Genomic DNA, 24,021 nt, shown 5'->3' on the forward strand with positions numbered 1-24,021 from the left:
GGAGTGAGCGCGGATTGCGGCTACACTCGCGTCGATCGTTGAGACAAGGCGCACGCCGACATTCGACCGCCCCATTTGCGCAATCGACTGACTCACGCTAGCCAGGCGCGCGGTCCGCGCCCAACGCTGAACGAGATGTCATTTCCATCACCTGCAGCAGAGCTACGCGGTTCTTCAGAACCGCGAGGGTCTCGCGCGCAGATAACTGGTTAAACAGCTCCTCGAAGCTGTCGCTATCCTCGATCTTGGCGCGGGCAATCGCGAGATCGACATCGATCGTGCCAGATTTTCGGCGCGACGGCGGCAGCGATTCGATATGTCGCCACAACAGCGCAGGGTTCCGTCGCAGCGCGTCGAGCGCGGCAGGCGCCTCGATGAAGCCAGACGAGGCAAGCTCCTTCGCCCTAACCAATACCTCAGGCGAGAGATTGTCCTCCGGCGTCGCAAACAGCCGTCCTATTCCCCTTGGCGACGAGGTAACGATTCCGACGGGAATGGCGAGCGCGAGGCCGATGATCACCGGAGTCATCCACAGCAGCAACGGCACCGAGATTGCGAACGCACTGACCGCCATCACGATCCCACACAGTGTCGGGACTGCGAACTTGCGGTAAATCTCGTCTTGCGAGAGGCAGCCGTCGCTGCGCCGCTGAACCTGCCAACCAGCATCGCGACCAACCAGAATCTCTGCCACCGCCGTGGACTGAAAGATCATCATTGATGGCGCGATCAGCGCCGCCAGCAAAGTCTCCGCGACCACTGCCACCAAAACGCGGGTACCGCCACCAAAGGCACGCCGTTCCTCCCGGTGGACGACCATAGCGAGATAGGCCAGCAGCTTCGGCAGGATCAGAAGCCCCATCGTTGCGGCAAAGACCCAGGCGGCAAGCACAGGGTCCTGGGCCGGCCAGGTCGGAAACAGCGCGAAGCCCTTGGGGAAGTATTCTGGGCGAACGAAATACGCCTGCAAGGAGGTCAGGATACCGAGCAACAGAAACAGTAGCCATAGCGGCGCGGTCAGATACGAACCTATTCCGGTCAAGAGATGGAGCCGCGATACCCAATGCAAGCCTCGCGCGGGCAGCACGGCAATGTGCTGCAGGTTGCCTTGGCACCAGCGGCGATCACGCGCCGCGAAATCCAGCAGCGACGGTGGGATCTCCTCGAAACTGCCTCCCAGATTGGTTGCCATGAAGATGCCCCATCCGGCACGGCGCATGAGCGCGGCCTCGACAAAGTCGTGGCTTAGTATGTGCCCGCCAAACGGCTTGCGTCCGTGCAGTTCCGGTAAGCCGGCTGCCTGCGCGAATGCCCGGACGCGGATGACGGCGTTGTGGCCCCAATAGTTGCTCTCCGAGCCGTACCACCAGGCATTTCCCGCGCCGATCAACGGACCATAGAGGCGTCCGGCAAATTGCTGAAGGCGACTGAACAGGCTGCGCGCGTTAATAATGACCGGGAGCGTCTGGATCAACGCGGCGTACGGATTGTCCTCCATCGCATGCACCAACCGAACGACGGTGTCCCCGCTCATCAGGCTGTCGGCATCGAGGATAATCATATGGTCGTAAGCACCACCGAAGCGCCTGACCCATTCGGCGATATTGCCGGATTTCCGGGCGGTATTGTCCGAGCGGTGCCGATAGAAGAGATGGCCGACACCACAGGCCCGCTGCAGTTCTATGAATGCAAGCTCCTCCGCGATCCAGAGATTGGGATCGGTCGTATCGCTGAGCAGAAACCAGTCGAAACGCTGAGCCGTTCCGGTGGCTTCGACCGACTCATACATGGCGCGCAGCCGTGCCATGACGTGATGCGGATCCTCGTTGTAGATGGGCAGCAGCATGGCCGTGCGAGTCGAGATCGCGGGTACCGGTCCTTCGTTGTCGATCGGCAGGACATCTCGGCCTCTTGCCAGCAGCACGAAAAAGCCGGCCAGCGACGATATGAACGAAAATGCGATCCAGGCAAACAGGATCACGAACAGCGTTAGCACCAGTCCTTCCAACACCGTGATCCCGCCGACCTGAAGCACTTCGTACATCCCGTAAGCACCTGCTGCGGTGAGAGCCACTGTGCCAGTCAAAATGAGGATGCGCCGCACCGTAAAGCCTTCGCCGCACCTGCATGGCGTCGACTCGGGTATCCGATCGAACCGACAGGCCGGCATGGCGATCGGGCTTTCAGCGGGCAAGTAGCACTCGCCGTCGATAAGCTCGAGCGCGGGCGATGTCCTCATGGTGTCCATCGATATATCCAAATCTCCGAGATGGGGTCCTCACCCTCATTCAAGACCGCCCGCAATTCGATCGGCGCGGCTTTGATCGCGCATTGAAAGCTCAGGCGCCAGCCACCGGTTTCGCGATTTGGCTGGCTGACAACATTGGTGATCTCGGCTTTCTCGGCACTGATCACGCCCTTGACCTTCTCAGGATCCACGGCCTTCAGCCTATCCCCGACGAGTTCGAGCACGAACAGCTTGCTGCTATCGCCGCGCGCGCCGACACCGGTGCGAGCAAACCGCGCCAGTGAATTGGGTTTCGGAGCGTCAGGGCCCCAATGCATCCGGTATGTGAGGCTGTTCTCGCTTTTGGCTTTGATCGGCTCCTTAGGCCGCCAGAATGCCGCGATATTGTCGTGAATCTCCTCCTTGGTCGGGATTTCGAACAGCACGACAGCGCCTTCACCCCAATCTCCAATCGGCTCGAGCCAGAGGCTCGGCCGGCGTTCAAATCGAGATTCGATGTCCTGATACGCGAAGAAGTTCCTTTCTCGCTGCATAAGACCAAATCCGCGCGGATTGAGATCGTTGAACGTGCTCACCTGGAGATCACGCGAATTGTTCAGCGGACGCCAGAGCTGCTCGCCCTTACCATTAAAGATCGCCAGACCATCCGAATCGTGCACCGCCGGGCGAAAGTCATCAACATCCTTGCGATCGTTCGGGCCGAAGAAGAACATGCTTGTCATCGGCGCGAAGCCAGCATGCTGAAGGTCGACGCGCGGATACAACGACATCTCAACGTCGAAGACCGTCGTTTTGCCGGGCCTGATCGTGAAGCGGTAGCCGGCTGTTGCGCTCTTGCTGTCGAGCAATGCGTGAACGACCATTGACGTGGCGTGGGGCGCGGGCTTCTCCAGCCAAAATGCCCTGAACACGGGAAATTCCTCTCCCTTCGCCTCGCCGGTATCGATCGACAGACCGCGTGCGGATAGGCCGTACGTCTCGCCCTTCGCCACGGCGCGGAAGTAACTGGCGCCGAGAAACACGCAAACCTCGTCATAATAGTCCGCCCGACTAATGGGCGCGTGCACGCGAAAGCCCGCAAACCCAAGGTCGGCGTCTGGCACTTGGCCGATCTTCTCCCCGAATGAAAACTCATCGCGCCGATATCGGATTGGAGCGGCGCGCCCGTTGGCAACCTCGTACAGGCCGACCCTGTTCTTGTACAAAAAGCCGCGATGAAAAAACTGCACCTCGAACGGCAATCCGTCACTGCGCCACAGGGCCCGCTCGGGCAGAAACCGAATGGAGCGGTACCGGTCGTAGTCGAGGTCTTTGATCGAATCCGGGAGCTTCTCGTCGGGAGCTTCAAACGGTTTGGCCGCAAGATTGCGGGCGAGCTCGCGCACATATGAACCTTTGAAGGGCACTTCAGCCCCCAGGGCGAACGCTCCACGGGAAAAAGCAGTCGTCAACGGCAGCGCGGCCGAGGCTTCCAAGAACTTGCGGCGATTCAAACGTCAATCCTGTTCGGGTTCCACACACCAGGAAAGCAACTTTTTTGGGGTCGCCGGGTTCCACCGATGGCAGACGGCAGCGACTGGCGCCGGCAAGCGGCAACATGTGCGGTCTGAAAGACCACAGCTTGAGCGGCCGAAGCAGCAACCGCTTTGAAGTGGAACAAAACATGGATTAGGACGTTGTGGGGAAACTCCGCTCAGTTGCGGAAAAACCTCGCTGGCGGATGTACCCAGCGGCGTCACAAGCCCCGGCTTCATGCCGGGGCTTTTCCTTTTCACTCGGGCCCTGCGTCAATCTGCTCGATCGTTTTAATGATGGCGGCTCGATGATCCTGCAAGACGGCGAGAGTTTCCTGAAAAGCGGTGAGTTCGCGTTCGGCAACTGCCGTATCATGGCCTGCAAGGCGCAGGGCCTCCACTTGCGCCATCTGTTCGGTGACAGCGCGCTCGGCGTCGGCGATATGGGCATCCGCTTCGGCCAGCTTTTTCACTTCGGCTTCGCGCTCGGGGCTCATCCTAGCGCCCGCGCCATCGTTCGACGCGCTTGGCTGGTGTTGCCAACCTTCTTGACGGCTCTGTCGACAGCGGCTTAGGACCTGCCGGTCTTCGTGGCCTCATATCGCACTTTGTAATCCTGTTCGCCCACGCGCGGTCTATCCTGCTTGCGCCCGCGGCTGGTCCGATTCTTGCTCTCGGCATTCTTCGGCTCCTATGCTGCTTTGGAACGCGCAGAAATATTGCGAGGTTCCGAGCCGTGCCTGCGGCGAGAGCATTTCGGCAGGCGTCTGAACGCTCGAAGCACAAGTCCGTAGCTGCTCGCTCTGGCGGCTGAAGACCCGGCTAGGTCAGCCATTCATAGTGAGCATCCGTTTCGTCTTCGCGGTTCCATTTTTAGGCTTCTTCACGCAGCCAACTCGTTCGAGCTGGCGGTGCGTTCTCTGAAGAGCTCAAGAAGCTTCCCGTTGGCTAGATGCTCCCAATACTCCGCCTCGGCGAGCAGGTTCCAGCTTCTCTCAGGATGATACGCGGCGCTTTGTCGACACAGCGACGCCATTGCGCGCAAGCGGCGTACAGCTTCCATTTCTCTTCCTCCCGCTGTTTTTACTTTTCCCCACCTTATTTCGTGCTTTTGGGTCAGAGTCATCATCATTATGGCTTAGAACCATTTTTAGCTTTTTCCGACGCCAATCAAGCGGTCGATAGCGCGCTTGCTGCGAATGATTTTCGGTTCGGCTTCGTTTGGGTTTCACGCGCGGCGCGCTGCCGGCCGGCACTCGTTCCGCGTCTGAGCCCTTTGTAGAATGATAAATCCGGAGCACGCCGCGCCGTTCTCGCCTAGCGGAAGAGCTGATAATCGAGCGCGAAATCTCTATCACCACGGAAGGCTTGTCTCTGCGATGAATGCCGGGCCGCTCTTGGTTCGATCCATCAGCGGCCGACGAAGATTTCCGGCTTGTCTTTTATGTCGCTATCCCGGCTCCGCCGGCCGCTCTCATCGAAGAACGGCTTCGGCGAACTTCTTCCGGCTGGCACAGTCGCCGAGCCGACTAGCCCAACGAGTTGATGATTTCCCGATAGGCGGCTTCGGGAAACGCCTTCAACGTGCGCGTCCGGACGTTTCCCAGCATCCCCAGTTGCAGGCTAAAGCGCGCCGCAACAGCGTCGTCCGGAGCTTCGAAGATCACGACCATGTCAAAGTCACCCATGGTCAGGTAGAAGGATTTGATCTCGCCGCTCATGTCCTTGAGAGCTTCCTTCGCAGCGTCCAGACGGCGTGGCGAGTCCTTCGCATTCAGGATGCCTTGCTCGGTCCAATTTGCAAGCATGACGTAAGTGGTCATAGCCGTCCTCCTCCTGGCACGAAGCAACGGCAACTACGCCGTCTGGGCAAAGAACATGACCCGGAGCAGATGCGTGTAGTCGGATTCAAACACCATGATCGCCACGAATACCAATACCAGCGCCGGCGGCAGCAGGATCGCGTAGGCCAAAGCCAACCGCTCCCAGGCCATGTGCATGAAGACCGCGACGATCAGGCCAGCCTTCAACATCATGAACAGCAGGATCAGCGACCATCGGAGATGGCCGTGGAGGCCAAAGTAGTCGACGAGATAGGAGCAGGTACTGAGAACGAATAACCATCCCCAAACCACGAGATAAAGCTTGATTGGATGCTGCTGGCCCTGTGTGTGTGTGGTTCCTGGTGCGAGTGCGTCATGCACGTGAGCCTGCAGCGAGTGTTGCTGCGCTTCCAGATGTACCGCGACGTTTGTCATGCTGCGACCTCACCAGAGATAAAAAAGCGCAAAGATGAACACCCACACAAGATCGACGAAGTGCCAGTACAGGCCGGTGATTTCGACGATCTCGTAATGCCCTTTCCGGCTCGTGAAAAAGCCGCGTCTTTCGACGTCGAAGTCTCCCCGCCAAACCTTTCGCGCGATGGCGATCAGGAAAATCACGCCGATCGTCACGTGGGTGCCATGGAAGCCGGTGATCATGAAAAAGCTTGAACCAAACTGCGTCGCGCCCCAAGGGTTGCCCCAGGGCCGGACGCCCTCCATGATCAGCTTGGTCCATTCGAAGGCCTGCATTCCGACGAAGGTTGCGCCAAATGCCGCTGTGGCCAGCATCAAGGCAGCAGTTTTGGCGCGGTCGCGGCGGTAACCGAAGTTGACGGCCATCGCCATCGTCCCGCTGCTGCTGATCAAGATGAAGGTCATGATGGCGATCAGGATGAGGGGGATCTGTTGCCCTCCAATCGTGAGGGCAAATACCTCACTCGGATTCGGCCACGGCACGGTCGTGGACATCCGCGTCGTCATGTACGACAGCAGAAAACAGCTGAAGATAAAGGTATCGCTGAGGAGGAAGATCCACATCATGGCCTTCCCCCAGGAAACGTTCTTGAAGGCGCGCTGATCCGAGGACCAATCGGCGGCGATGCCTCGCCAACCTGCGGGCCGCGCCGGCGGTTCTACGTTGTTTATCAGCGCCGTTTCTGCCATCTGGTGCCTTCCCTAGCTCAGCAACTGGCGACAAATGTCGACGAAATTGTCTGTCCAGCCCGTCAGCAGGCCGAGCAGGACCAGCCAGACCAACAGCAGGAAATGCCAATAGATAGTGCAGAGTTCTACGCTCAGGCGAATTTGGCTCGCCTCGGCGCCGCGCAATACCTTGGCCGTCGTTCTGCCGAGGGCCACCAGGCCGCCCATCAGATGTAGCCCGTGCACCGCGGTGATCAGGTAGAAGAATGAATTGGCTGGATTGGATGCCAGGAAGTACCCGGCGCCACTCAGCTGGCGCCACGCCAGCAGTTGCCCGACAAGGAATATAACGGCGGACGCTCCACCGGCGCACAAACCGACGCTTATGCCCTGGATGTCGTCGCGGCGCGCGGCTATGTACGCCCACTGCAGTGCCACACTGCTCAAGACCAGGACGCCGGTGTTGAACCATAACAGCGCTGGTACCGGCAGCGTCCGCCAGTCCACCAGGTTCATACGCATCGAGTAAGCGCTGATGAAGAGCGCGAACAACGAACCGACGACCGCAAGAAACACGCCCAATCCGATCTTCGCCGGAGGCAGCGACGAAGTGCTCTCCTCGCGAAGATCGACCATCACTCCTTCCTCCAGCCATGGCTTGGCTGCCAGCCGCTGTTGCGAGAGCCACCAACCCGCAATTGCGGCTATTCCAGCCATGAACAGGATAATGGCGCTCACGGGTGGGCCCCCTGCGCCGACAATCCGGCCGGCGGATCATTTTGCGGCACGAAATCCCCGGCGATGCCGGGAACGCTGTAATCGTAGGCCCAGCGATAGACGATCGGGAGCTCCTTGCCCCAGTTGCCATGCCCCGGAGGGGTCTCTGGCGTTTGCCATTCCAGCGACGCCGCTCCCCAAGGGTTGCCGCCTGCCTCTTTTCCTTTGAACAGGCTCCAGATCAGATTGAACAGGAATACGAGCTGGGCGAAGCCGACGATCAGGGCCGCCACGCTCATGAACGCATTGAGGTCATGGGCGGATGCCGGAACGAAGGCCGTTTCGCCGATGTCATGATAGCGGCGGGGCATGCCCAACAGGCCCAGATAGTGCATGGGGAAGAAAATCGCATAGGCTCCAAGGAACGAGACCCAGAAGTGGAACTGTCCAAGCGCCTCATTGAGCATCCTTCCGGTGACTTTCGGGTACCAATGATAGATTCCGCCGAACACGGCCATGATCGGCGCAATACCCATCACCATGTGAAAATGGGCGACAACGAACATCGTGTCCGACAACGGAACGTCTACGACCACGTTGCCGAGAAACAGGCCGGTCAGACCGCCGTTTACGAAGGTGATGATGAACGCCAGCGCGAACAGCATCGGGATGGTGAGATGAATGTCGCCTCGCCAAAGGGTCAGCACCCAATTGTAAACCTTGATCGCGGTCGGGACGGCGATGATGAGCGTCGTGGTGGCGAAGAAGAACCCGAAATACGGGTGCATGCCGCTCACATACATATGGTGCGCCCACACGACGAAGCTGAGGGCGCCGATTGCCACGATCGCCCATACCATCATGCGATAGCCGAAGATGTTCTTCCGCGCGTGGACGCTGATCAGATCGGAAATGATGCCGAAGGCCGGTAAGGCCACGATGTAGACTTCGGGATGGCCGAAGAACCAGAACAGGTGCTGGAACAGGATCGGGCTGCCGCCGCCATACTTCGTAAGCGTGCCCATCTCGACCAGCGTAGGCATGAAGAAGCTGGTTCCCAAAAGGCGATCGAGCAGCAGCATCACCGAGGCGACGAACAGCGCCGGGAAGGCCAGAAGCGCCATGACGGTGGCCGTGAAAATACCCCACACCGTCAAGGGCAACCGCATCAACGTCATGCCGCGCGTGCGCGCCTGCAGCACCGTCACCACGTAATTTAGCCCGCCCATGGTGAAGCCGATGATGAACAGGATCAGCGAGGCCAGCATGAGAATGATGCCCCAATCCTGCCCGGGAGTACCGGAGAGAATTGCCTGCGGCGGGTACAGCGTCCAGCCGGCTCCGGTGGGCCCGCCGGGCACGAAGAAGGTCGAGGCCAGCACCACGACCGCGAGCAGGTAGACCCAGTAGCTCAGCATGTTCACATAGGGGAATACCATGTCCCGGGCGCCGACCATCAACGGGATAAGATAGTTGCCGAAGCCGCCGAGGAACAGCGCGGTAAGAAGATAGATCACCATGATCATGCCGTGCATGGTGATAAACTGGAGATACTGGTTCGGATCGATGAACGAAAACGTGCCGGGGAATCCGAGCTGCAGCCGCATCAGCCATGACAGCACCAGCGCAACCATTCCAATGGACATCGCCGTGATCGAGTACTGGATGGCGATGACCTTGGCGTCCTGCGAAAAGACGTACCTCGTCCACCAGCTTCTCGGATGATAGAGCTCGACCTCGCCCACTTCAGCGGGCGGGACGCCTGCGACGGTGTCAAACGGGACATCGACCATTGGAATTCCTCCCTGGTCTCTCTCTTCAGCGAAGAGTTCGCCGTCTGTTATGCGGCGCTGCTCGCCGATGTCTTCATTCGCTTCCTGACTTGTAGGCGGCTTTCGCGACGTTGCGCTGCTGCGACAACTCGACGAACGTCCGCTGCTTCTCCAGCCACGCGTGGTAGTCTTTCTCTTCGTCTACGATGACCTTGCTCCGCATCTGCGCGTGCGCGGCGCCGCAGAGTTCCGCGCAGAGAACTTCGAATGTTCCGATGCGCGTGGGCGTGAACCAGTAATATGTGACCGAGCCCGGTATCATATCCATCTTCGCCCGAAACTCCGGCACATAGAAATCATGCAGGACGTCAATCGAGCGGAGTAATAGCTTTACCGGTTTGCCAAGCGGCAGGTGCAAATCGTCATTTTGAATGACGACATCGTCTTGTCCGGCGGGATCGTCGGGACTCAACCCCATGGGATTGTCGGAACTGACATTGCGGGCATCGGAAGTCCCGAGCCGGCCGTCCTTTCCGGGAAGCCGATAGCTCCATTGCCACTGCTGTCCCATGACCTCGACCTCGGTCGCATCGGCCGGAACTGTGACGAACTGGTGCCAGACAACCAGGCCGGGTGCGAGCATGGCTGCGACGCCAATTGCAGTCCCGACGCTGAGCCACCATTCGAGCTTCTTGTTTTCTGGATTGTAGTCTGCCCGCCTTCCCTCCATGTGTCGAAAGCGGAAGACGCAATAAGCCATGAATGCGACGACCGCGAAGAAGACCGCCCCGGTGATCCAGAATGTCAGGGTGATCGTGTCGTCGATGTAGCGCCAGTTTGAGGCGAGCGGGGTCCACCACCACGGGCTGAAAATGTGAAACAGCACCGAGGCGATCGCTACCAAAAGCAGTATGATCGCTACAGCCATCTTTATGCATCCTTGCCACTAAAGGCTGCGGATACGAGTTAAAGGGCGGAGCTCACGTCTATCGCGATGGCGAATTTCATCTTCGCCATCATCGTACCTATTGCCTCGCCCATTCGACCGGTTGCGACGTAACGGGTTGACACGAACTGCACGTCACGACCGCTCATTTCAGGGGAGCTGGGGGGCGTTCAGAACTTTAGGATGGCCCCCGTTGAGCCTACCGTCAATAGCTCAATGGAAGGCTAGGAGCTCAATGGAAGGCTAGGTCATCCTGGCTTCGCAAGTCTGACGCGCAATCGGATGAGCATCCATTGGCACCAGGCGTTTGGTGATGCAGCGCAATAATCGATGTGTGCAGGCGCACAAATCACCAAACCGCGAGCGCTATGTCTTGCTTCTATCGTACATCGGACTAATTTCATTGTACCGGTCGCGACAGGTGTCGTCCGGCAAAGCTCCTTCTGGTTGAATCTGATTTGCCGGGCTCGATCGCGATTTTCGCGGATGAGGCGGATGCGTGCGTTTTGAGTGCGCTCCGTTCCCCTGCGGTCACAAGCAAGGAGACCGGAGCCATGGCCACAGTATTCGCAAGACCCAAACTGGACGTATTTGGCGTCTCTACCGCCTTTGTCGTTCGCAAGATCAACCTTTCCGACCTGGGCAACGCGTTGCGCCTGGGCTGGGAAGACTTCAAGGCCATCCCAACTCACGCCGTAGTCCTGTGCGTGATTTATCCCGTCCTCGGACTTGTCCTGTTCAGACTTGTGATCGGCTATTCGGTGCTGCCGCTCCTCTTTCCGCTCGCCGCCGGCTTTACCCTGATCGGTCCTTTTGCCGCCCTCGGCCTCTACGAACTCAGCCGGCGCCGCGAGCGCGGAGAGGAAGCAGCAGCATGGGATGCCATGCACGTGTTGCGCGCACCGTCCTTCGGCGCCATGCTCGAACTCGGCATTCTCCTGCTGGTTCTGTTCGGGGTCTGGATCGCCGCCGCGGACGCGATCTACATTGCAACTTTCGGCCACGCTCCGGCAGCAACCATCCCTGACTTCGCAACGCGTGTTTTGACGACGCCGGAAGGATGGTCGCTCATTATCGTCGGCTGCGGCGTCGGCTTCCTGTTCGCCGTCGCGGCCTTGTGCGTCAGCGTTGTATCGTTTCCGCTGATGCTCGACCGGCACGCGACTGCGATCGACGCAATCCGGACGTCGCTGCGGGCCGTGAGGGAAAATCCAGTTGCTATGGCGGTATGGGGTCTGGTTGTTGCGGCACTGCTGGCGATCGGTTCGCTGCCGTTCTTCGTCGGTCTCGCCGTGGTGCTGCCGGTGCTCGGTCATGCCACCTGGCATCTTTATCGGAAGGTGGTCGAGCCTGACCCGAATCCACCGGAAGAACAGCCCCGCCCGCCGATAGGTCACCGCTATGCGGCGGATTTCCCCGCCTCACTCTTCCCGTGGAGCCGCGAACGCTAGCCAAAGCAGCAACGAGCGGTCGCACCATCACCGTGTTCGGCGGAACCGGCTTTCTCGGCAACCGCATCGTCCGCCATCTGCGCAATCGCGAATTTTCCGTCCGGATCGCATCAAGGCATCCGGACGGGGGGCACAGCCAGTCTGGTCCCGAGAATCCGCAACTTCAATCGGTAGAGGCCGACATTCACGACGAGCAATCAGTTGCGGATGCGCTGGCTGGCGCCTACGGCGTCATAAACGCGGTCAGCCTTTATCGCGAGCGCGGACTGGAGACTTTTCACTCCGTTCACGTCGGGTCGGCTCAACGGGTAGCAGCCCAGGCCCGCCGGGCTGGAGTCGAACGGCTTGTTCACGTTTCGGGGATCGGTGCCGACGCCGCCTCGCCATCCTGCTACATCCGAAAGCGCGGCGAAGGCGAACGCGCGGTCCGCGCGGAATTCGCCGCTGCATTTATCGTCCGCCCGGCTGTGATGTTCGGACCGGACGACGCGTTTCTCAACACCATCCTCAAGCTCCTTCGTTGGCTTCCGATCTATCCGATGTTCGGCCGCGGCCGGACCAGATTGCAACCGGCCTATGTCGAAGATGTTGCGGAGGCGGTTGCCCGAATCATGGAGCGAGCCGAGTCTTACCCGACGGTCTTTGAATTCGGCGGCCCGACCCCCTACTCTTACGAGCAACTGCTCAGAGCGATCGCGCATCAAGTTGGCCGCGCGCCTCTCCTGATTCCAATGCCGTTTGCCATTTGGCAAGCGCTGGCATGGGCCTCCGAAATACTCCCTCGTTCACCCCTTACTCGCAATCAGGTGGAGCTGATGCGGATCGACTCCGTGTCATCACCCGACATGCCTGGATTTGCCGAGCTGGGCATTTCGCCACACTCGATCGAGGAAATCCTCCAGAGGATGTTATCGAATCGAGGATGAAAGAAGCGTCCCGGCTAACCCGCTTTAGCGGCCGCCGGTTCGCGCCCGGAACGAATCAGACCTCCCGGCGCTTGAATCCTGGTTCGTTGTGCATGGCAGCGATGAATTGAGGAGGCGAGAATGGTGCTGATGGGACTTGGCGCTCTGCTCGTTCTTGGCGGACTCTTGTACATGGTGCGCGCTGCTATTTGGCGGGGATCGCTTAGTCGGCCGGCTGGCGATACTCTGGAGCCGACACGGCGGGGATTGGGATTCTTGGGGGTCGGAGCGAACTGGCCGGGCATTCTCCTTATGGCAATCGGTGCCCTCCTGTTGGTATCGGGGGCCGGCCTCTAGCCTCAGCCAGCCAGCCTGGGCCATTTCAATTTGCCACTTTGCACTGCTCCGGGGTTCTGGCGACACAGTTTTGGGCACCTGCGCCGCCCGCCTTGAGGCGCAATCCCGACCACGAATCAAGCGGCGGACATCCCGCGTTTCCGCTATGATCAAACCATGACGATCGGGATTACCGGACCCGAACGGAAGGTACCAAGGCAAAGTGCCGTGGTCGGGCTCATTATTGCGGCCATCGTCATTGGGATTTTCCTGATCCTGCTCCGGCTCGCGAGCGACTTTCTGGTCGACTGGCTGTGGTTTTCTTTGGTCGGTTATCCGCAGGTTTTTTGGGCAACAATCGGTGCCAAAGCCGTCGTCTTTCTTGCGGTCTGGACGGCAACCGCCGTCGTCCTCTTTTTGAACGGATGGCTGGCCCTGCGCTTTGCCGAACGGCGGTCGACACAGCTTGTCGCCGCTTCGGGGTGGACCGCCGTAGGCAACGCGCCGCCAAATCTGCTATCGCTTGTGCGCGATCGACTGCCGTGGCCCCAGTTGATCACAGGCGGTGCAGCTCTGCTCGCTCTACTTGTGGCGGCGGCCGAAGTCGGCAACTGGGCCGTGTTCCTGGGGTTTGTCTATCAGGTACCATATGGGGCAGACGATCCGCTCTACGACAAGGACATCGGCTTCTATCTCTTCTCACTGCCCGCCTATATCCTCATCAAGAATTGGATGATGCTCGCGCTCGTTCTGAGCACGCTTTTCACCGCGGCGATCTACTGGGTGCACGGTGATATCGAATACGACATTCATCGCCGATCAATATCGTCGACAGTGATTGCCCATGGCTCGGCGCTGCTCGGTCTTCTCTTTGCAGTGAAGGCCTGGTCCTATGGTCTCGATCGCTACCTGCTGCTCTACGGCGATAACGGCGTGGTCGTCGGTGCAAGTTACACCGATGTCCACTTGGGGCTGCCGGCCTTGTGGCTGATGATCGGACTTTCGGTCATCGCCGCTCTCGCCGCGTGGGCAAACTTGTGGGTGCGCACCCACCGGCTTCCTGCCGCCGCGTTCCTTCTTGTCGTGACCGGGTCTTTCGTGCTGTCCGGCGTAGTTCCCGTGCTGTTCCGGCAGTTCTTCGTAAAGCCAAGCGAATTGGAGCTGGAAAGGCCCTATATCGAACGCAACATCGCGCTGACCCGGCAGGCATACAATCTCGATCAGATCACAGCCAAGCCGTTTGCCGCAGAACAGAAGCTCAGCTTCAAGACGCTCGACGCCAACAAGGCGACGATCGACAATATCAGGCTGTGGGACTGGCTGCCCTTGTCGGACACCTACGCGCAGCTGCAGGAGATCCGCACTTACTACAAATTCCATGATCTTGACGTTGATCGCTACTGGCTCGATGGCTCCTACCAAAGCGTGATGCTCTCGGCTCGCGAACTGCGGCCCTCCTTGCTGCCGCCGAACGCCCAGACGTGGGTCAACCGCCACGTGCTGTTTACTCATGGCAATGGCGCTGTGATGAGCCCGGTCACCCGGAAAAGCACCGAAGGACTGCCGCTTCTCTATTTGCGGGATATCCCTCCCGTTGCGGAAGGAGGCCCCAAAATCGACGAGCCGCGCATCTACTACGGCGAACGGAGCGACGACTACGTCATCGTTAAGGGGAGCACGCCGGAGTTCGATTATCCGAAGGGAAAGGACAATGTCTATGCGGCCTATGACGGCACGGGTGGCATTCCGATCGGAGCGATGGTGTGGAAAGGCTTGTTCGCTTATTACTTCAATGACCCGAACCTGCTGCTTTCAAGCTACATCACCACCGACAGCCGGATCATGATCCGCCGCAATATCGGGGAAAGGGTACGAACGATCGCTCCGTTCCTCAGACTCGATCACGATCCTTATCTGGTCATCAGCAACGGGCGGATGTTCTGGATGCAGGACGCCTACACGGTGAGTTCTTACTTCCCGTCCGCGCAGCCTGTGCAAGACCTTGATCTCAACTACATTCGCAATTCAGTGAAGGTCACCATCGATGCCTATGATGGAACCGTCGACTTTTATCTGATGGACAGCGGCGATCCGATTGCCGCGACCTACCAACGTATCTTTCCGAATTTGTTCAAGTCATTCTCGGCCATGCCGGCGGATCTGCAGAGGCACATTCGCTATCCAGAGGACCTGTTCCTGATTCAGGCGCAGCTCTATCAGGCCTACCACATGGAAGTGGCCGACGTTTTCTACAATCGCGAGGATCTCTGGCAGTTCCCGCGCCAGCCGGGCGGCGGCGGCGTTGCAACCATGGCCCCGTATTACATCATCATGCGGCTGCCCGGTGAGCCACAGGCCGAGTTCTTCCTTATGCTTCCCATGGTACCCAGCCGTCGCGACAATATGATCGCGTGGCTCGCCGCGCGTTGCGACGCGCCCCACTACGGCAAGCTGGTCGTCTATGAATTTCCCAAGGAGAAGCTCGTCTACGGGCCATTCCAGATCGAGGCGCGGATCAACCAGAGTACTGAGATATCGCAACAGATCACGCTGTGGAATCAGATGGGCTCGCGGGTGATACGCGGCGCGAACTTGCTTGTGATCCCGATCGAAAACTCGATCCTCTACGTCACGCCGCTCTATTTGCGAGCGGAGCACGGACACTTGCCGGAACTGAAACGCGTGATCGCGGCCTATGGCGAACATGTGGTGATGAAGGAGACGCTCGCCGAGGCATTGTCAGCTCTGTTCATCGAACCTGGCGCGGTGCGGTCGACCTCGAGTACGAATGAGGAAATGTCCGTCACACGCCCGTCGGCAAGTCAGGCACGGGAGGCGCTCGACCACTACAATCGGGCCGTTGAACGATTGAGGTCCGGCGACTGGAAGGGCTTTGGCACGCAGTTCGATGCAATGCGCGAGAACTTGGAGGAAATGAACCGGCACTCCGCCGACCAGTAGTGCCCTAACTCCGCAGTCTAGCCCTGCTCCAATCCGAAACTGCGCGTTCAACGCGCAGATCGAGAGCCGATCGATTCCCGACGGGCGCTGAAAGCGATCGGCGAGTGCCGATCTCGCGCACTAAAACGTTCGCTCGCAATGGCCTTCGTCAAGCAACAGCACGGGCGATCGCATTCGCGACAGCACCGTCAAGGAAGCCGGTCAGCCGCTGCCGGATGATCTGCTCGGCTTCCGTCATGATGCGATCGATCAACTCCTTCACCGTCGGGATATCGTTGATCAGCCCGACCACCATGCCGCAGCTCCAGGCGCCGGCATCCATCTCGCCGTCGAGCATCACCTTCGGATAGACGCCCGCGACCTGCTCGTGGATATCCGCGATCTGCAGGCCTGCGCCCTTCTCGCGCTCGATCTCGAGCAGGTAATCGACACCCTTGTTCTTCAGCACGCGCTCGGTGTTGCGCAGCGCGCGCATCACAAGCACGGTGTCGAGTTCGCTGGCTTCGACCAGCGCCTTCTTCACATTGGGATGGACTGGCGCTTCCTTGGTGGCGATGAAGCGCGTGCCCATGTTCATGCCGGCGGCACCCATCGACAGCGCGGCGACCAGGCTGCGCGCATCCGCCATGCCGCCCGAGGCGACGAACGGAATCTTCAGTTCATCGGCCGCGCGCGGCAGCAGGATCATGTTCGGAATGTCGTCCTCGCCGGGATGGCCGCCGCATTCGAAGCCGTCGACGCTGACGGCGTCGCAACCGATCCTCTCGGCCTTCAGCGAACGCCGCACCGAGGTGCATTTGTGGATCACCTTGATGCCGGCCGCCTTCAGCGCGGGCATGTACGCTTCCGGACTGCGACCCGCGGTCTCCACCGCCTTGACGCCGCCTTCCCTGATGGCGGCGATGTATTCCGGATAGGGCGGCGCGGTGAAGCTCGGCAGGAAAGTCAGGTTCACGCCGAACGGCTTGTCGGTCATGTCGCGGCAGCGCGCGATTTCCTTCGCCAGCAGCTCCGGCGTCCTCTGCGTCAGGCCGGTGACAATGCCAAGACCGCCGGCGTTCGACACCGCAGCTGCCAGCTCGGCAAAGCCGACATAATGCATGCCGCCCTGGATGATCGGGTGCTGGATGCCGAACAGTTCAGTGATTGCTGTCTTCACGCGCGCTTCTCCGCTTTCCGATCAGTTGACGATTTCAAACAGGCCCGCCGCACCCATGCCGCCGCCGATGCACATGATCACCACGCCGTACTTCGCCTTGCGCCGCCGCCCCTCGATCAGGATGTGACCCGCAAGCCGGGCGCCCGTCGTGTCATAGGGATGGCCGATCGCGATCGAGCCGCCATTGACGTTGAGCTTGTCCGGATCGATGCCGAGCTTGTCGCGGCAGTAGATCACCTGGACGGCATAGGCTTCATTCAGCCCCCAGAGATCGATGTCATCGATCTTCAGGCCGTGCCGCTTGAGAAGGCGTGGGATTGCAGCCACCGAACCGATACCCATTTCGTCCGGCTCGACTCCGGCCGCGACGAAGCCGCGGAAGATACCGAGCGGCTTCAGGCCTTTCTTGGCGGCGATCCTGTCGCTCATGATCACGCAGGCCGATGCGCCGTCGGAGAGCTGGCTGGCAATGCCCGCCGTGATGGTCTTGCCCTCGAACACCGGCTTGGTCTTCGCAAGCCCTTCCGCCGTGGTCTCGGGACGCGGACCTTCATCCTTCGACAGCGTCACCTCCTGATAGGTGACCTCCTTGGTGTCCTTGTTGACGACGGCCATCCTGGTCGTGATCGGAACGATCTCGTCATTGAAGCGGCCGGCCAGCACCGCGGTTCCGATACGGCGCTGACATTCGAGGCTGTATTCGTCCTGCCGGCCGCGGCCGATCTTGTAACGCTCGGCGACGATCTCGGCGGTGTCGAGCATCGACATGTACATGTCCGGCTTCATCGCCATCAGCTCATCGTCAACGGCGTGGAATTTGTTCATGTGCTCGTTCTGCACCAGGCTGATCGATTCGATGCCGCCACCGATCGCGGTCTCGACTCCGTCCAGCATGATCAAGCGTGCCGCAACCGCTATGGCCTGCAGGCCGGACGCGCATTGCCGATCGATCGTGGTCCCGGCGACGGTGACCGGCAGGCCGGCCCGAATCGCGCCCTTGCGTGCGACGTTCATCACCATGGTGCCCTGTTGCATCGCGCAACCCATCACCACGTCCTCGACCTCGCCCGGTTCGATGCCCGCGCGCCTGGTGCGCTCGTTACCGAGCAGGAATTTTGCGTAGGTCCAGCCCTTGTTCTCCTCGCCGATCAGGTTCTCGACGGGGACGCGCAGGTCTTCGAGGAAGACGTCATTCACCTCATGCGATCCGTCGATCGTGATGATCGGACGCGCGGTGACGCCGGGCGATTTCATGTCGATCAGGAGGAACGAGATGCCGGCCTGAGGCTTGGGCGAAGGATCGGTACGCACCAGGCAGAAGATCCAGTCGGCGTGCTGTGCCAACGTCGTCCAGGTCTTGTGGCCATTGACGACGTAGTGGTCGCCGTCGCGCACGGCCTTGGTCCGGACGGTGGCGAGGTCCGAACCCGAGCCCGGCTCCGAATAGCCCTGGCACCACCAATCATCACCCGAAAGGATCCGCGGCAAAACTTCTGTTTTTGCGCGTCGTTGCCGAAGGTGTAGATGACGGGACCAACCATGGTGACGCTGAACGCCAACGGCGGCAGCGTACCAGCGCGGCTTGTTTCCTGCTCGAAGATAAAACGTCGGGTGATCGACCAGCCGGGGCCGCCATATTCCTTGGGCCAGAGCGGCGCGATCCAGCCCTTCCTGTAGAGAACGCGGTGCCAGAGCAAGGGTTGCTCTTTGGTCAGGTCGGTCTCCGGATTGGGGACCCGCATTTCCTTCGGATCATTTTCGGCGATGAAAGCGCGCACCTCATCACGGAAGGCCGCGTCTCGGGAGACAGTGCGAGTTCCATCGCGCGCTTCCTACCACTTCTCACCGAAGGGGCGGATTTCCATCTCGAACGTCCAGGCGCTCTTCGGCTGCTGATAGAGCTGCCAATAGGACGTCGCGACCGAGGCCGGCGGCATGAGCAGATCCGGATCGTCAAGCGCATCGGGGCCGAGCGCTTCGAGGCGCCGCTGGCGGACCCACTCGGTGTCGACACCGGAATCGATAATGAGGTGGGCGACATGGATATTCTTCGGGCCCAGCTCGCGCGCCATCGCCTGCGCCACAGCGCGCAGTCCGAATTTGGCGCTGGCAAAGGCGGCATAGCCGCTGCCACCGCGCAAGGACGCGGTCGCGCCGGTGAAGAAAATATTGCCTTGGCCGCGCGGCAGCATCAGCCGGGCTGCCTCCCGCCCGGCGAGGAAGCCGGAGTAACAGGCCATCTCCCAGACCTTGCGGAACACGCGCTCGGTCGTTTCGAGAATCGGGAAGTTGACGTTGGCGCCGATGTTGAAGATGCAGACATCCAAGGGCGCGTGCTGGTCGGCGTCATTCAGGAACGAAATGATCTCCTCTTCTTTGCGCGCGTCGAGCGAACGTGCCTGGATCTCGCCGCCGGCGGCCTCGATCTCCTTGACCAGCGGCGCCAGCTTGTCGCCGTTGCGGCGGCCGGCGAAGACGGTAAAGCCCTCGGAGGCAAACTTCTTGGCGATCTCGCCACCGATGAAATCGCCCGCGCCGATCACGGCGACGGTTGCATTTCTTTTTCTCAAGGGTCTTCTCCCGGTTAGGTTAGACGCGCTGTGTGCGAAGCTGTTCTGTCGGCCCTGGAACGTGGAGCGCAATTTCGCGACCGACGAAGATGCGGTCACCCGCTCTCACCTGGCCGTGCTGACCGAAGTTACCACGGCCGGAGGCGCCGTCTTTGACTGGCGCGGTTCGATCCGGGGCTTTGGCGGGCGGGCGGCAAGTTGATTGATCAATGCGGCTCGGCAACCCGAAAGCAATCTCACAAAGATCGAGCCCTTGCGATAGTTTCGCCACCACCAGCCGCCTCCCACAATGAAGAATATCGACGCTTTTTCAACATTGCGCCTCGTGATGAAACATGCGTTCTTTTTTAGAACTCGTCAATCGCTATTTTGTCGGCACTGTCGGATCCTGAAGCGGCAACTTTGCTGCCATGTTCAGGAATTACGAGGACTCCGTTTACAAACGCGACTTCCAGTCGATATCCATAGCATGTCAAATCAGAACTTATAGGGGTGGCGAGCATGGGAGAAAGTCGCGGAGTCGCGATGCTTGTCGGCGCGGGTGATGCCATCGGCGCTGCCGTTGCGCGGCGGTTTGCCAGCGGCGGCTACACTGTTTGCATCTGCAGACGCGATGCGGCCAAATCCCAGGCGCTTGTCGATGAACTCAGGAAGAAAGGCCAAAGCATCCACGCCTTGAGCGTCGATGCCCGCCAGGAAGCGGACGTTCAAAAGCTGTTTGCGGATGTCGAACGCGAGATCGGGCCGATCGATATCTGCCTTTTCAATGCCGGGTCGAACGTCAACACGCCCCTGCTGGACACCACGGAGACGCTATTCTTCAAGGCCTGGGAGCTGGCGTGCTACGCTGGCTTCCTGTTCGGACGCAAAGTCCCGCGCGTTATGCTGCCGCGCGGGCGCGGCACCATCTTCCTTACGGGTGCAACCGCAAGCGTTCGCGGCGGCTGGCGCAGTTCTTCGACACCGAGACCGAGGCGCTCGATGGTGCCGGGCCGGAAATTTCTGCACCAGGACATCGGCTTGCGCGACCAGTTTGGCCGGCACCTCGCCCCCGGCCGTGCTCTTGACGTCGATCGAGAGCGAACGCTTGCCGCGGTTTGACGAGATGAACAGCGCGGAGAACTCGCCGCCTTATCGATGCCGGCCCGGCTGCGGCGGGTGATGTCGCCGCCGATCGGCGCGATCTTGAGTACGTCGGCGCCCTGATCTGCGAGAAACTTGGTCGCAAACCGGCCGGACACCACGCCGGTCAGATCGAGGACACGAACGCCGCTCAAGGGACCAGCCATTGCACTCTCCTTCGATGTTTCTTCTGCAACCGGCCGAAGGTGACTCTAGCGTCCGCGGGTCCCTCGTCACCACACGCCCGAACCACAAGTCCGTAACTAGCCGGTTTTGGAAACGGGCTGCCGGGCCTGTTCGACGATCGATTCCTCGACGTCCCGGAGTTGATCCTTGCCGAGAAACATCTCGTTGCCGACGAAGAATGTCGGTGAACCGAAGGCACCGCGGCTGACCGCGTCATTGGTCAGATCGATCAGCTTCTTCTTGACATCATCCTGCTGTGCGCGCGCGACCAGCTTGCCGATGTCGATCCCCGAGGCAGCAAACGCGCTCCTGAACACTTCGGGATCATCCATCTTCTTGGGCTCTTCCCACATGTGATGATAGGCGGCGCGGAAAGGGTTCGAACACGCCTTCGAACTGGGCCGCGGCGGCGCCGCGCATCAGCATCAATGCATTGACAGGAAAGAAGGAGTTCTGACGAAACTTCGTGATGTTGTGGCGCCGGATAAACCGCTGGGTCTCGAGCGCCTGGTATTCCGGTTTGTTCTTGATCCCGCGAAGCGAGTCGAACGGGGACATGTTGCCGGTCGCCTTGTAGATCCCGCCAAGCAGGACCGGGACGTACTCGAACTTCACGCCGGTCCGCCGCTCGATCCCGGGAATGGCAACTTCCGCCAGATAAGCGTTTGGGCTGCCGAAATCGAACTGGAATTCAACCTTAGGGGCTATGATCGCTTTCTCCCGCAGAGCGCATCGGCCGCCAGAGACCGGCGATCCCATCGCATGCCTTGCCTGATCTCGTCTTTACAGTTCTAAAATAGAACTGTCAACTTTGGCCGGATTTATGCTGGTTTTCCGTTTCCCTCGGGGTATTGTTTGGAATTCAGTACCTATCTAGAATGCAAGGAAAATGCGGCGGCCTCAGCGACGATTCGAGCCGGCCCTGCCGGTGTGACTGGAGAGTACGGATGAAATGGAAGGAACTCGAGGAAGAGCCGTGTTCGATGGCCCGGACCATTGGCGTGATCGGCGACCGCTGGACGCTTCTGATCCTGCGGGAATGTTTTCTGCGCACGCGCCGCTTCGAGGGATTTCAGTCGGCGCTCGGAATTACACGCCATCTGCTTGCCGAACGGCTGAAGAAGCTGGTTCGGCTGGGCATCCTGCGCCGCATTCCCTACCAGGAAGCGCCCAAACGCCACGAATATATCCTGACCCAAAAGGGACTCGATCTTTATCCGATCATGATGGCGCTTGTGCATTGGGGCGACACTCACATGGTCGACGAGCGCGGCCGGCCGCTGCTGCACCAGCACCACAAGTGCGGAAAGAACTTCGACCCGGTCATGGTGTGTTCTGAATGCGGCGAGCCGCTCCTGGCCAAGGAGGTTCATACCCACCCAGGCCCGGGCGCGCAAAGCCCGCTGACGATAGCGGCGCCTGACAAGCCGAAGGCGAAGGCGCGCCGCAGCGCCGCTTGAGGCTGCTGGGATCGCCACCGACTGACCGCATCCTCAGACCCGCACCACATCCGGGCCGGGTTTATTGCAGTAGAGACGTTCCCCGAAAGCACCGCCAGCCTGTCAGTCGGCTTTGCGCCCATATCGATCAGGCTCTGGCCGACCGCCTGGACCTGCGACCATGCCTCGCTATAGGTGATCTCGTCCCATGCCCCTTCGGCATTGCGTTGCGCGAGGAATATTCTGTCTGGAACGGCGCTTGCCCAGCGCGGGAGACAATCGGTGATGCGCCAGTCGCATGGTCCTAATTCAAGGGGCGATCTCAATATCAGCGTGCCGTCTGTCCGGCGCTCGACGGAGAGCTCCCTTGGCGCGAACGTCAGTGGCTTCGTCGTTATCGAAAACGACCTCCTGGATTGCCGCGATTGATAGAGCGAGCGGGCTACGCCAGGGTCACTCGGACATGGCATCCAGGACTTCTCCGAAGGCTTGCCACGTCGTGCCGGTGCAGCGCTGCAGCCGCGTCTGCGTCCAGATCATGTTCTCGGTCTCGGTGGTGTTGACCCTGATCCCGGGCAGTGCAGTCGGAACGACGACATTTTTCAGGTTCTTCGCCTGCCCAAGAATATTCTTCCGCGACAGATCATCACCGCATTGCTTGAGAATCTGCTCGAGCAGGACGCCTTGCTGATAGCCCGTCAGATAGCTGCCGTTGGTGATATCGGCGCCTGGCAAATACTTGTCGAAAAACGCCCGGTAGGCCTGCATGCCCGGGTCGTCTTTCCATGTTTCATCCAGGATATCCTTGTTGATTGTACCGACCATCACGCCGACCGATTTGTCGAGTCCGGCCGGTGCAAGCGTGCCTCCGACCGAAGCGGAGGGGAAATTGATGATCACGGTCGCCTTCCAGCCGATCACCGAGGCTTGCCGGATGGCCTGGGCTTGCGAACTTCGGCGTCCCGGCGATCACCAGCGCCTCGGCACCCGAGCTCTTCAGATTGGTAATCTGCGAATCAATCGTCGGTTCGGTGACCTCATAGGAAGCGCTGATGACCTTCCGGTCGAACTCCTTGCCGAGAAACGCCTTGAAGGCACCGACGTAATCTCTGCCGAGATCGTCGTTCTGATAGAGGATGGCACACTTGGCGTTCGGCAGCGTCTTCGTCAGGTATTTGGCGTAGATTTTCCCTTCCGTGTCGTAGCTGACAAGACCCGTGGTGATCAGCGGGAAATTGGCGACGTCCGTGAATTTGGACGAGCCGCTGACGATAGCGACACTCGGTACCCCCTTGGCCTTCAGGTATTTTGCAGTGGCCGAAATACCGGGAGTGCCGAGCTGGCCGAACATGAACGACACTTCGTCGCTTTCAAAGAGCTTGCGGACGTGCTCCACCGCCTTGGGAGGACTGTATCCGTCGTCATAGGCGATGTAGTTGATCTTGCGTCCGTTGACACCGCCGCGGTCATTCAAGGCCTGAATGTAGGCCATGAGTCCCTTGCCCACGAGGCCGATGGATGACGCCGGTCCGCTGAAGGGAAACACTCCGCCGATCTTGATCTCGGTGGCAGAGACTCCCGGCTCGTCGGCGGCGAATGCCGGACCGCTCGAAAATAGCATCAGAGCCGTAGCGATCTTCCATCGCACCAGCATTGTTTGTCCTCCCAAACGTGCACCCTTTTTCGGGTGCGTGGCTTTGCTTTGTTGCGCCGGCGGCTGCTCGTC

Annotated in this window: 17 protein-coding genes and 6 pseudogenes; 5 read left to right on the forward strand and 18 right to left on the reverse strand. The window is 59.9% G+C overall.

Translation table 11 applies throughout. The features are described from left to right. Positions 1-97 precede the first annotated feature (97 nt). From mdoH to coxB, 10 genes are all read right to left on the reverse strand, one after another. Positions 98-2,248, reverse strand: a complete 2,151-nt coding sequence (gene mdoH / locus IVA80_RS01590; RefSeq protein WP_247424931.1) for a glucans biosynthesis glucosyltransferase MdoH — start codon at positions 2,246-2,248, stop codon at positions 98-100. Continuing rightward, positions 2,236-3,741 (reverse strand): glucan biosynthesis protein G, encoded by a 1,506-nt coding sequence (locus IVA80_RS01595; RefSeq protein WP_247424934.1) that lies wholly within the window; start codon positions 3,739-3,741, stop codon positions 2,236-2,238. Before IVA80_RS01595 ends, mdoH begins: the two co-directional genes overlap by 13 nt. A 278-nt stretch (positions 3,742-4,019) precedes the next feature. After that, complete coding sequence (locus IVA80_RS01600; RefSeq protein WP_247424937.1) at positions 4,020-4,259, reverse strand: hypothetical protein; 240 nt, start codon at positions 4,257-4,259, stop codon at positions 4,020-4,022. A 386-nt stretch (positions 4,260-4,645) separates the two neighbouring features. Continuing rightward, positions 4,646-4,825, reverse strand: a complete 180-nt coding sequence (locus IVA80_RS01610) for a hypothetical protein (protein WP_247424940.1) — start codon at positions 4,823-4,825, stop codon at positions 4,646-4,648. Between the two features lie 466 nt (positions 4,826-5,291). Continuing rightward, positions 5,292-5,585, reverse strand: a complete 294-nt coding sequence (locus IVA80_RS01615; RefSeq protein WP_247424942.1) for a GYD domain-containing protein — start codon at positions 5,583-5,585, stop codon at positions 5,292-5,294. A gap of 33 nt (positions 5,586-5,618) precedes the next feature. Beyond that, positions 5,619-6,020: a cytochrome C oxidase subunit IV family protein gene (locus tag IVA80_RS01620; protein ID WP_247424945.1), complete on the reverse strand. Its 402-nt coding sequence runs from the start codon at positions 6,018-6,020 to the stop codon at positions 5,619-5,621. A gap of 9 nt (positions 6,021-6,029) precedes the next feature. Then, positions 6,030-6,752, reverse strand: coding sequence for a heme-copper oxidase subunit III family protein (locus IVA80_RS01625; protein ID WP_247424948.1), 723 nt, complete (start codon positions 6,750-6,752; stop codon positions 6,030-6,032). Positions 6,753-6,764: 12 nt separating this feature from the next. Beyond that, positions 6,765-7,469, reverse strand: coding sequence for a cytochrome c oxidase subunit 3 (locus IVA80_RS01630; RefSeq protein ID WP_247424951.1), 705 nt, complete (start codon positions 7,467-7,469; stop codon positions 6,765-6,767). Then, positions 7,466-9,241 (reverse strand): cbb3-type cytochrome c oxidase subunit I, encoded by a 1,776-nt coding sequence (locus IVA80_RS01635; protein WP_247424954.1) that lies wholly within the window; start codon positions 9,239-9,241, stop codon positions 7,466-7,468. The genes IVA80_RS01630 and IVA80_RS01635 overlap by 4 nt, the downstream gene beginning before the upstream one ends. Before the next feature lie 73 nt (positions 9,242-9,314). Further along, a complete protein-coding gene (gene coxB / locus IVA80_RS01640) occupies positions 9,315-10,148 on the reverse strand; it encodes a cytochrome c oxidase subunit II (RefSeq protein ID WP_247424957.1) in 834 nt (277 codons plus the stop codon). 572 nt (positions 10,149-10,720) lie between these two features. Here coxB and IVA80_RS01645 point away from each other — a divergent pair. The 3 genes from IVA80_RS01645 (at position 10,721) to IVA80_RS01655 (ending at position 15,819) form a co-directional block, all read left to right on the forward strand. Then, entirely contained in the window at positions 10,721-11,617 is an 897-nt protein-coding gene (locus IVA80_RS01645) for a DUF2189 domain-containing protein (RefSeq protein ID WP_247424960.1), read from the forward strand. A gap of 32 nt (positions 11,618-11,649) precedes the next feature. Further along, positions 11,650-12,543: a complex I NDUFA9 subunit family protein gene (locus IVA80_RS01650; protein ID WP_247424963.1), complete on the forward strand. Its 894-nt coding sequence runs from the start codon at positions 11,650-11,652 to the stop codon at positions 12,541-12,543. A 492-nt stretch (positions 12,544-13,035) separates the two neighbouring features. Next, a complete protein-coding gene (locus IVA80_RS01655; RefSeq protein ID WP_247424965.1) occupies positions 13,036-15,819 on the forward strand; it encodes a UPF0182 family protein in 2,784 nt (927 codons plus the stop codon). Positions 15,820-15,967: 148 nt separating this feature from the next. Here IVA80_RS01655 and IVA80_RS01660 read toward each other — a convergent pair whose 3' ends face one another. The 4 genes and pseudogenes from IVA80_RS01660 to IVA80_RS01675 form a co-directional block, all read right to left on the reverse strand. After that, on the reverse strand, positions 15,968-16,978 hold the full coding sequence (locus tag IVA80_RS01660) for a nitronate monooxygenase family protein (protein ID WP_247424968.1): 1,011 nt from the start codon (positions 16,976-16,978) through the stop codon (positions 15,968-15,970). A gap of 21 nt (positions 16,979-16,999) precedes the next feature. Next, a complete protein-coding gene (locus tag IVA80_RS01665) occupies positions 17,000-18,466 on the reverse strand; it encodes an acetyl-CoA C-acyltransferase (protein ID WP_247424971.1) in 1,467 nt (488 codons plus the stop codon). Between the two features lie 53 nt (positions 18,467-18,519). Further along, positions 18,520-18,720: pseudogene (locus IVA80_RS01670) on the reverse strand (acyl-CoA dehydrogenase family protein); the annotation flags it as partial. 90 nt (positions 18,721-18,810) lie between these two features. Further along, positions 18,811-19,548 (reverse strand): SDR family oxidoreductase, encoded by a 738-nt coding sequence (locus tag IVA80_RS01675; protein ID WP_247424973.1) that lies wholly within the window; start codon positions 19,546-19,548, stop codon positions 18,811-18,813. Between the two features lie 525 nt (positions 19,549-20,073). On the opposite strand from IVA80_RS01675, the pseudogene IVA80_RS01680 reads away from it, so the two are divergent. Further along, positions 20,074-20,493, forward strand: a pseudogene (locus IVA80_RS01680) (SDR family NAD(P)-dependent oxidoreductase); the annotation flags it as partial. A gap of 105 nt (positions 20,494-20,598) precedes the next feature. Here IVA80_RS01680 and IVA80_RS38175 read toward each other — a convergent pair. The 3 pseudogenes from IVA80_RS38175 to IVA80_RS01690 form a co-directional block, all read right to left on the reverse strand. Continuing rightward, positions 20,599-20,661 (reverse strand): annotated as a pseudogene (locus tag IVA80_RS38175) (hypothetical protein); the annotation flags it as partial. Between the two features lie 32 nt (positions 20,662-20,693). After that, positions 20,694-20,837: pseudogene (locus tag IVA80_RS38180) on the reverse strand (CoA transferase); the annotation flags it as partial. 96 nt (positions 20,838-20,933) lie between these two features. Next, a pseudogene (locus IVA80_RS01690) lies at positions 20,934-21,564 on the reverse strand (2-hydroxychromene-2-carboxylate isomerase). 239 nt (positions 21,565-21,803) lie between these two features. Between IVA80_RS01690 and IVA80_RS01695 the strand changes: the two are divergent. Continuing rightward, positions 21,804-22,316 (forward strand): helix-turn-helix domain-containing protein, encoded by a 513-nt coding sequence (locus tag IVA80_RS01695; protein WP_247424977.1) that lies wholly within the window; start codon positions 21,804-21,806, stop codon positions 22,314-22,316. Positions 22,317-22,748: 432 nt separating this feature from the next. On the opposite strand, the pseudogene IVA80_RS01700 reads toward IVA80_RS01695, so the two are convergent. Continuing rightward, positions 22,749-23,949, reverse strand: a pseudogene (locus IVA80_RS01700) (ABC transporter substrate-binding protein). Positions 23,950-24,021: the final 72 nt, after the last annotated feature.

The organism is Bradyrhizobium sp. 139 (genome assembly GCF_023074175.1).
Taxonomy (GTDB): Bacteria; Pseudomonadota; Alphaproteobacteria; order Rhizobiales; family Xanthobacteraceae; genus Bradyrhizobium.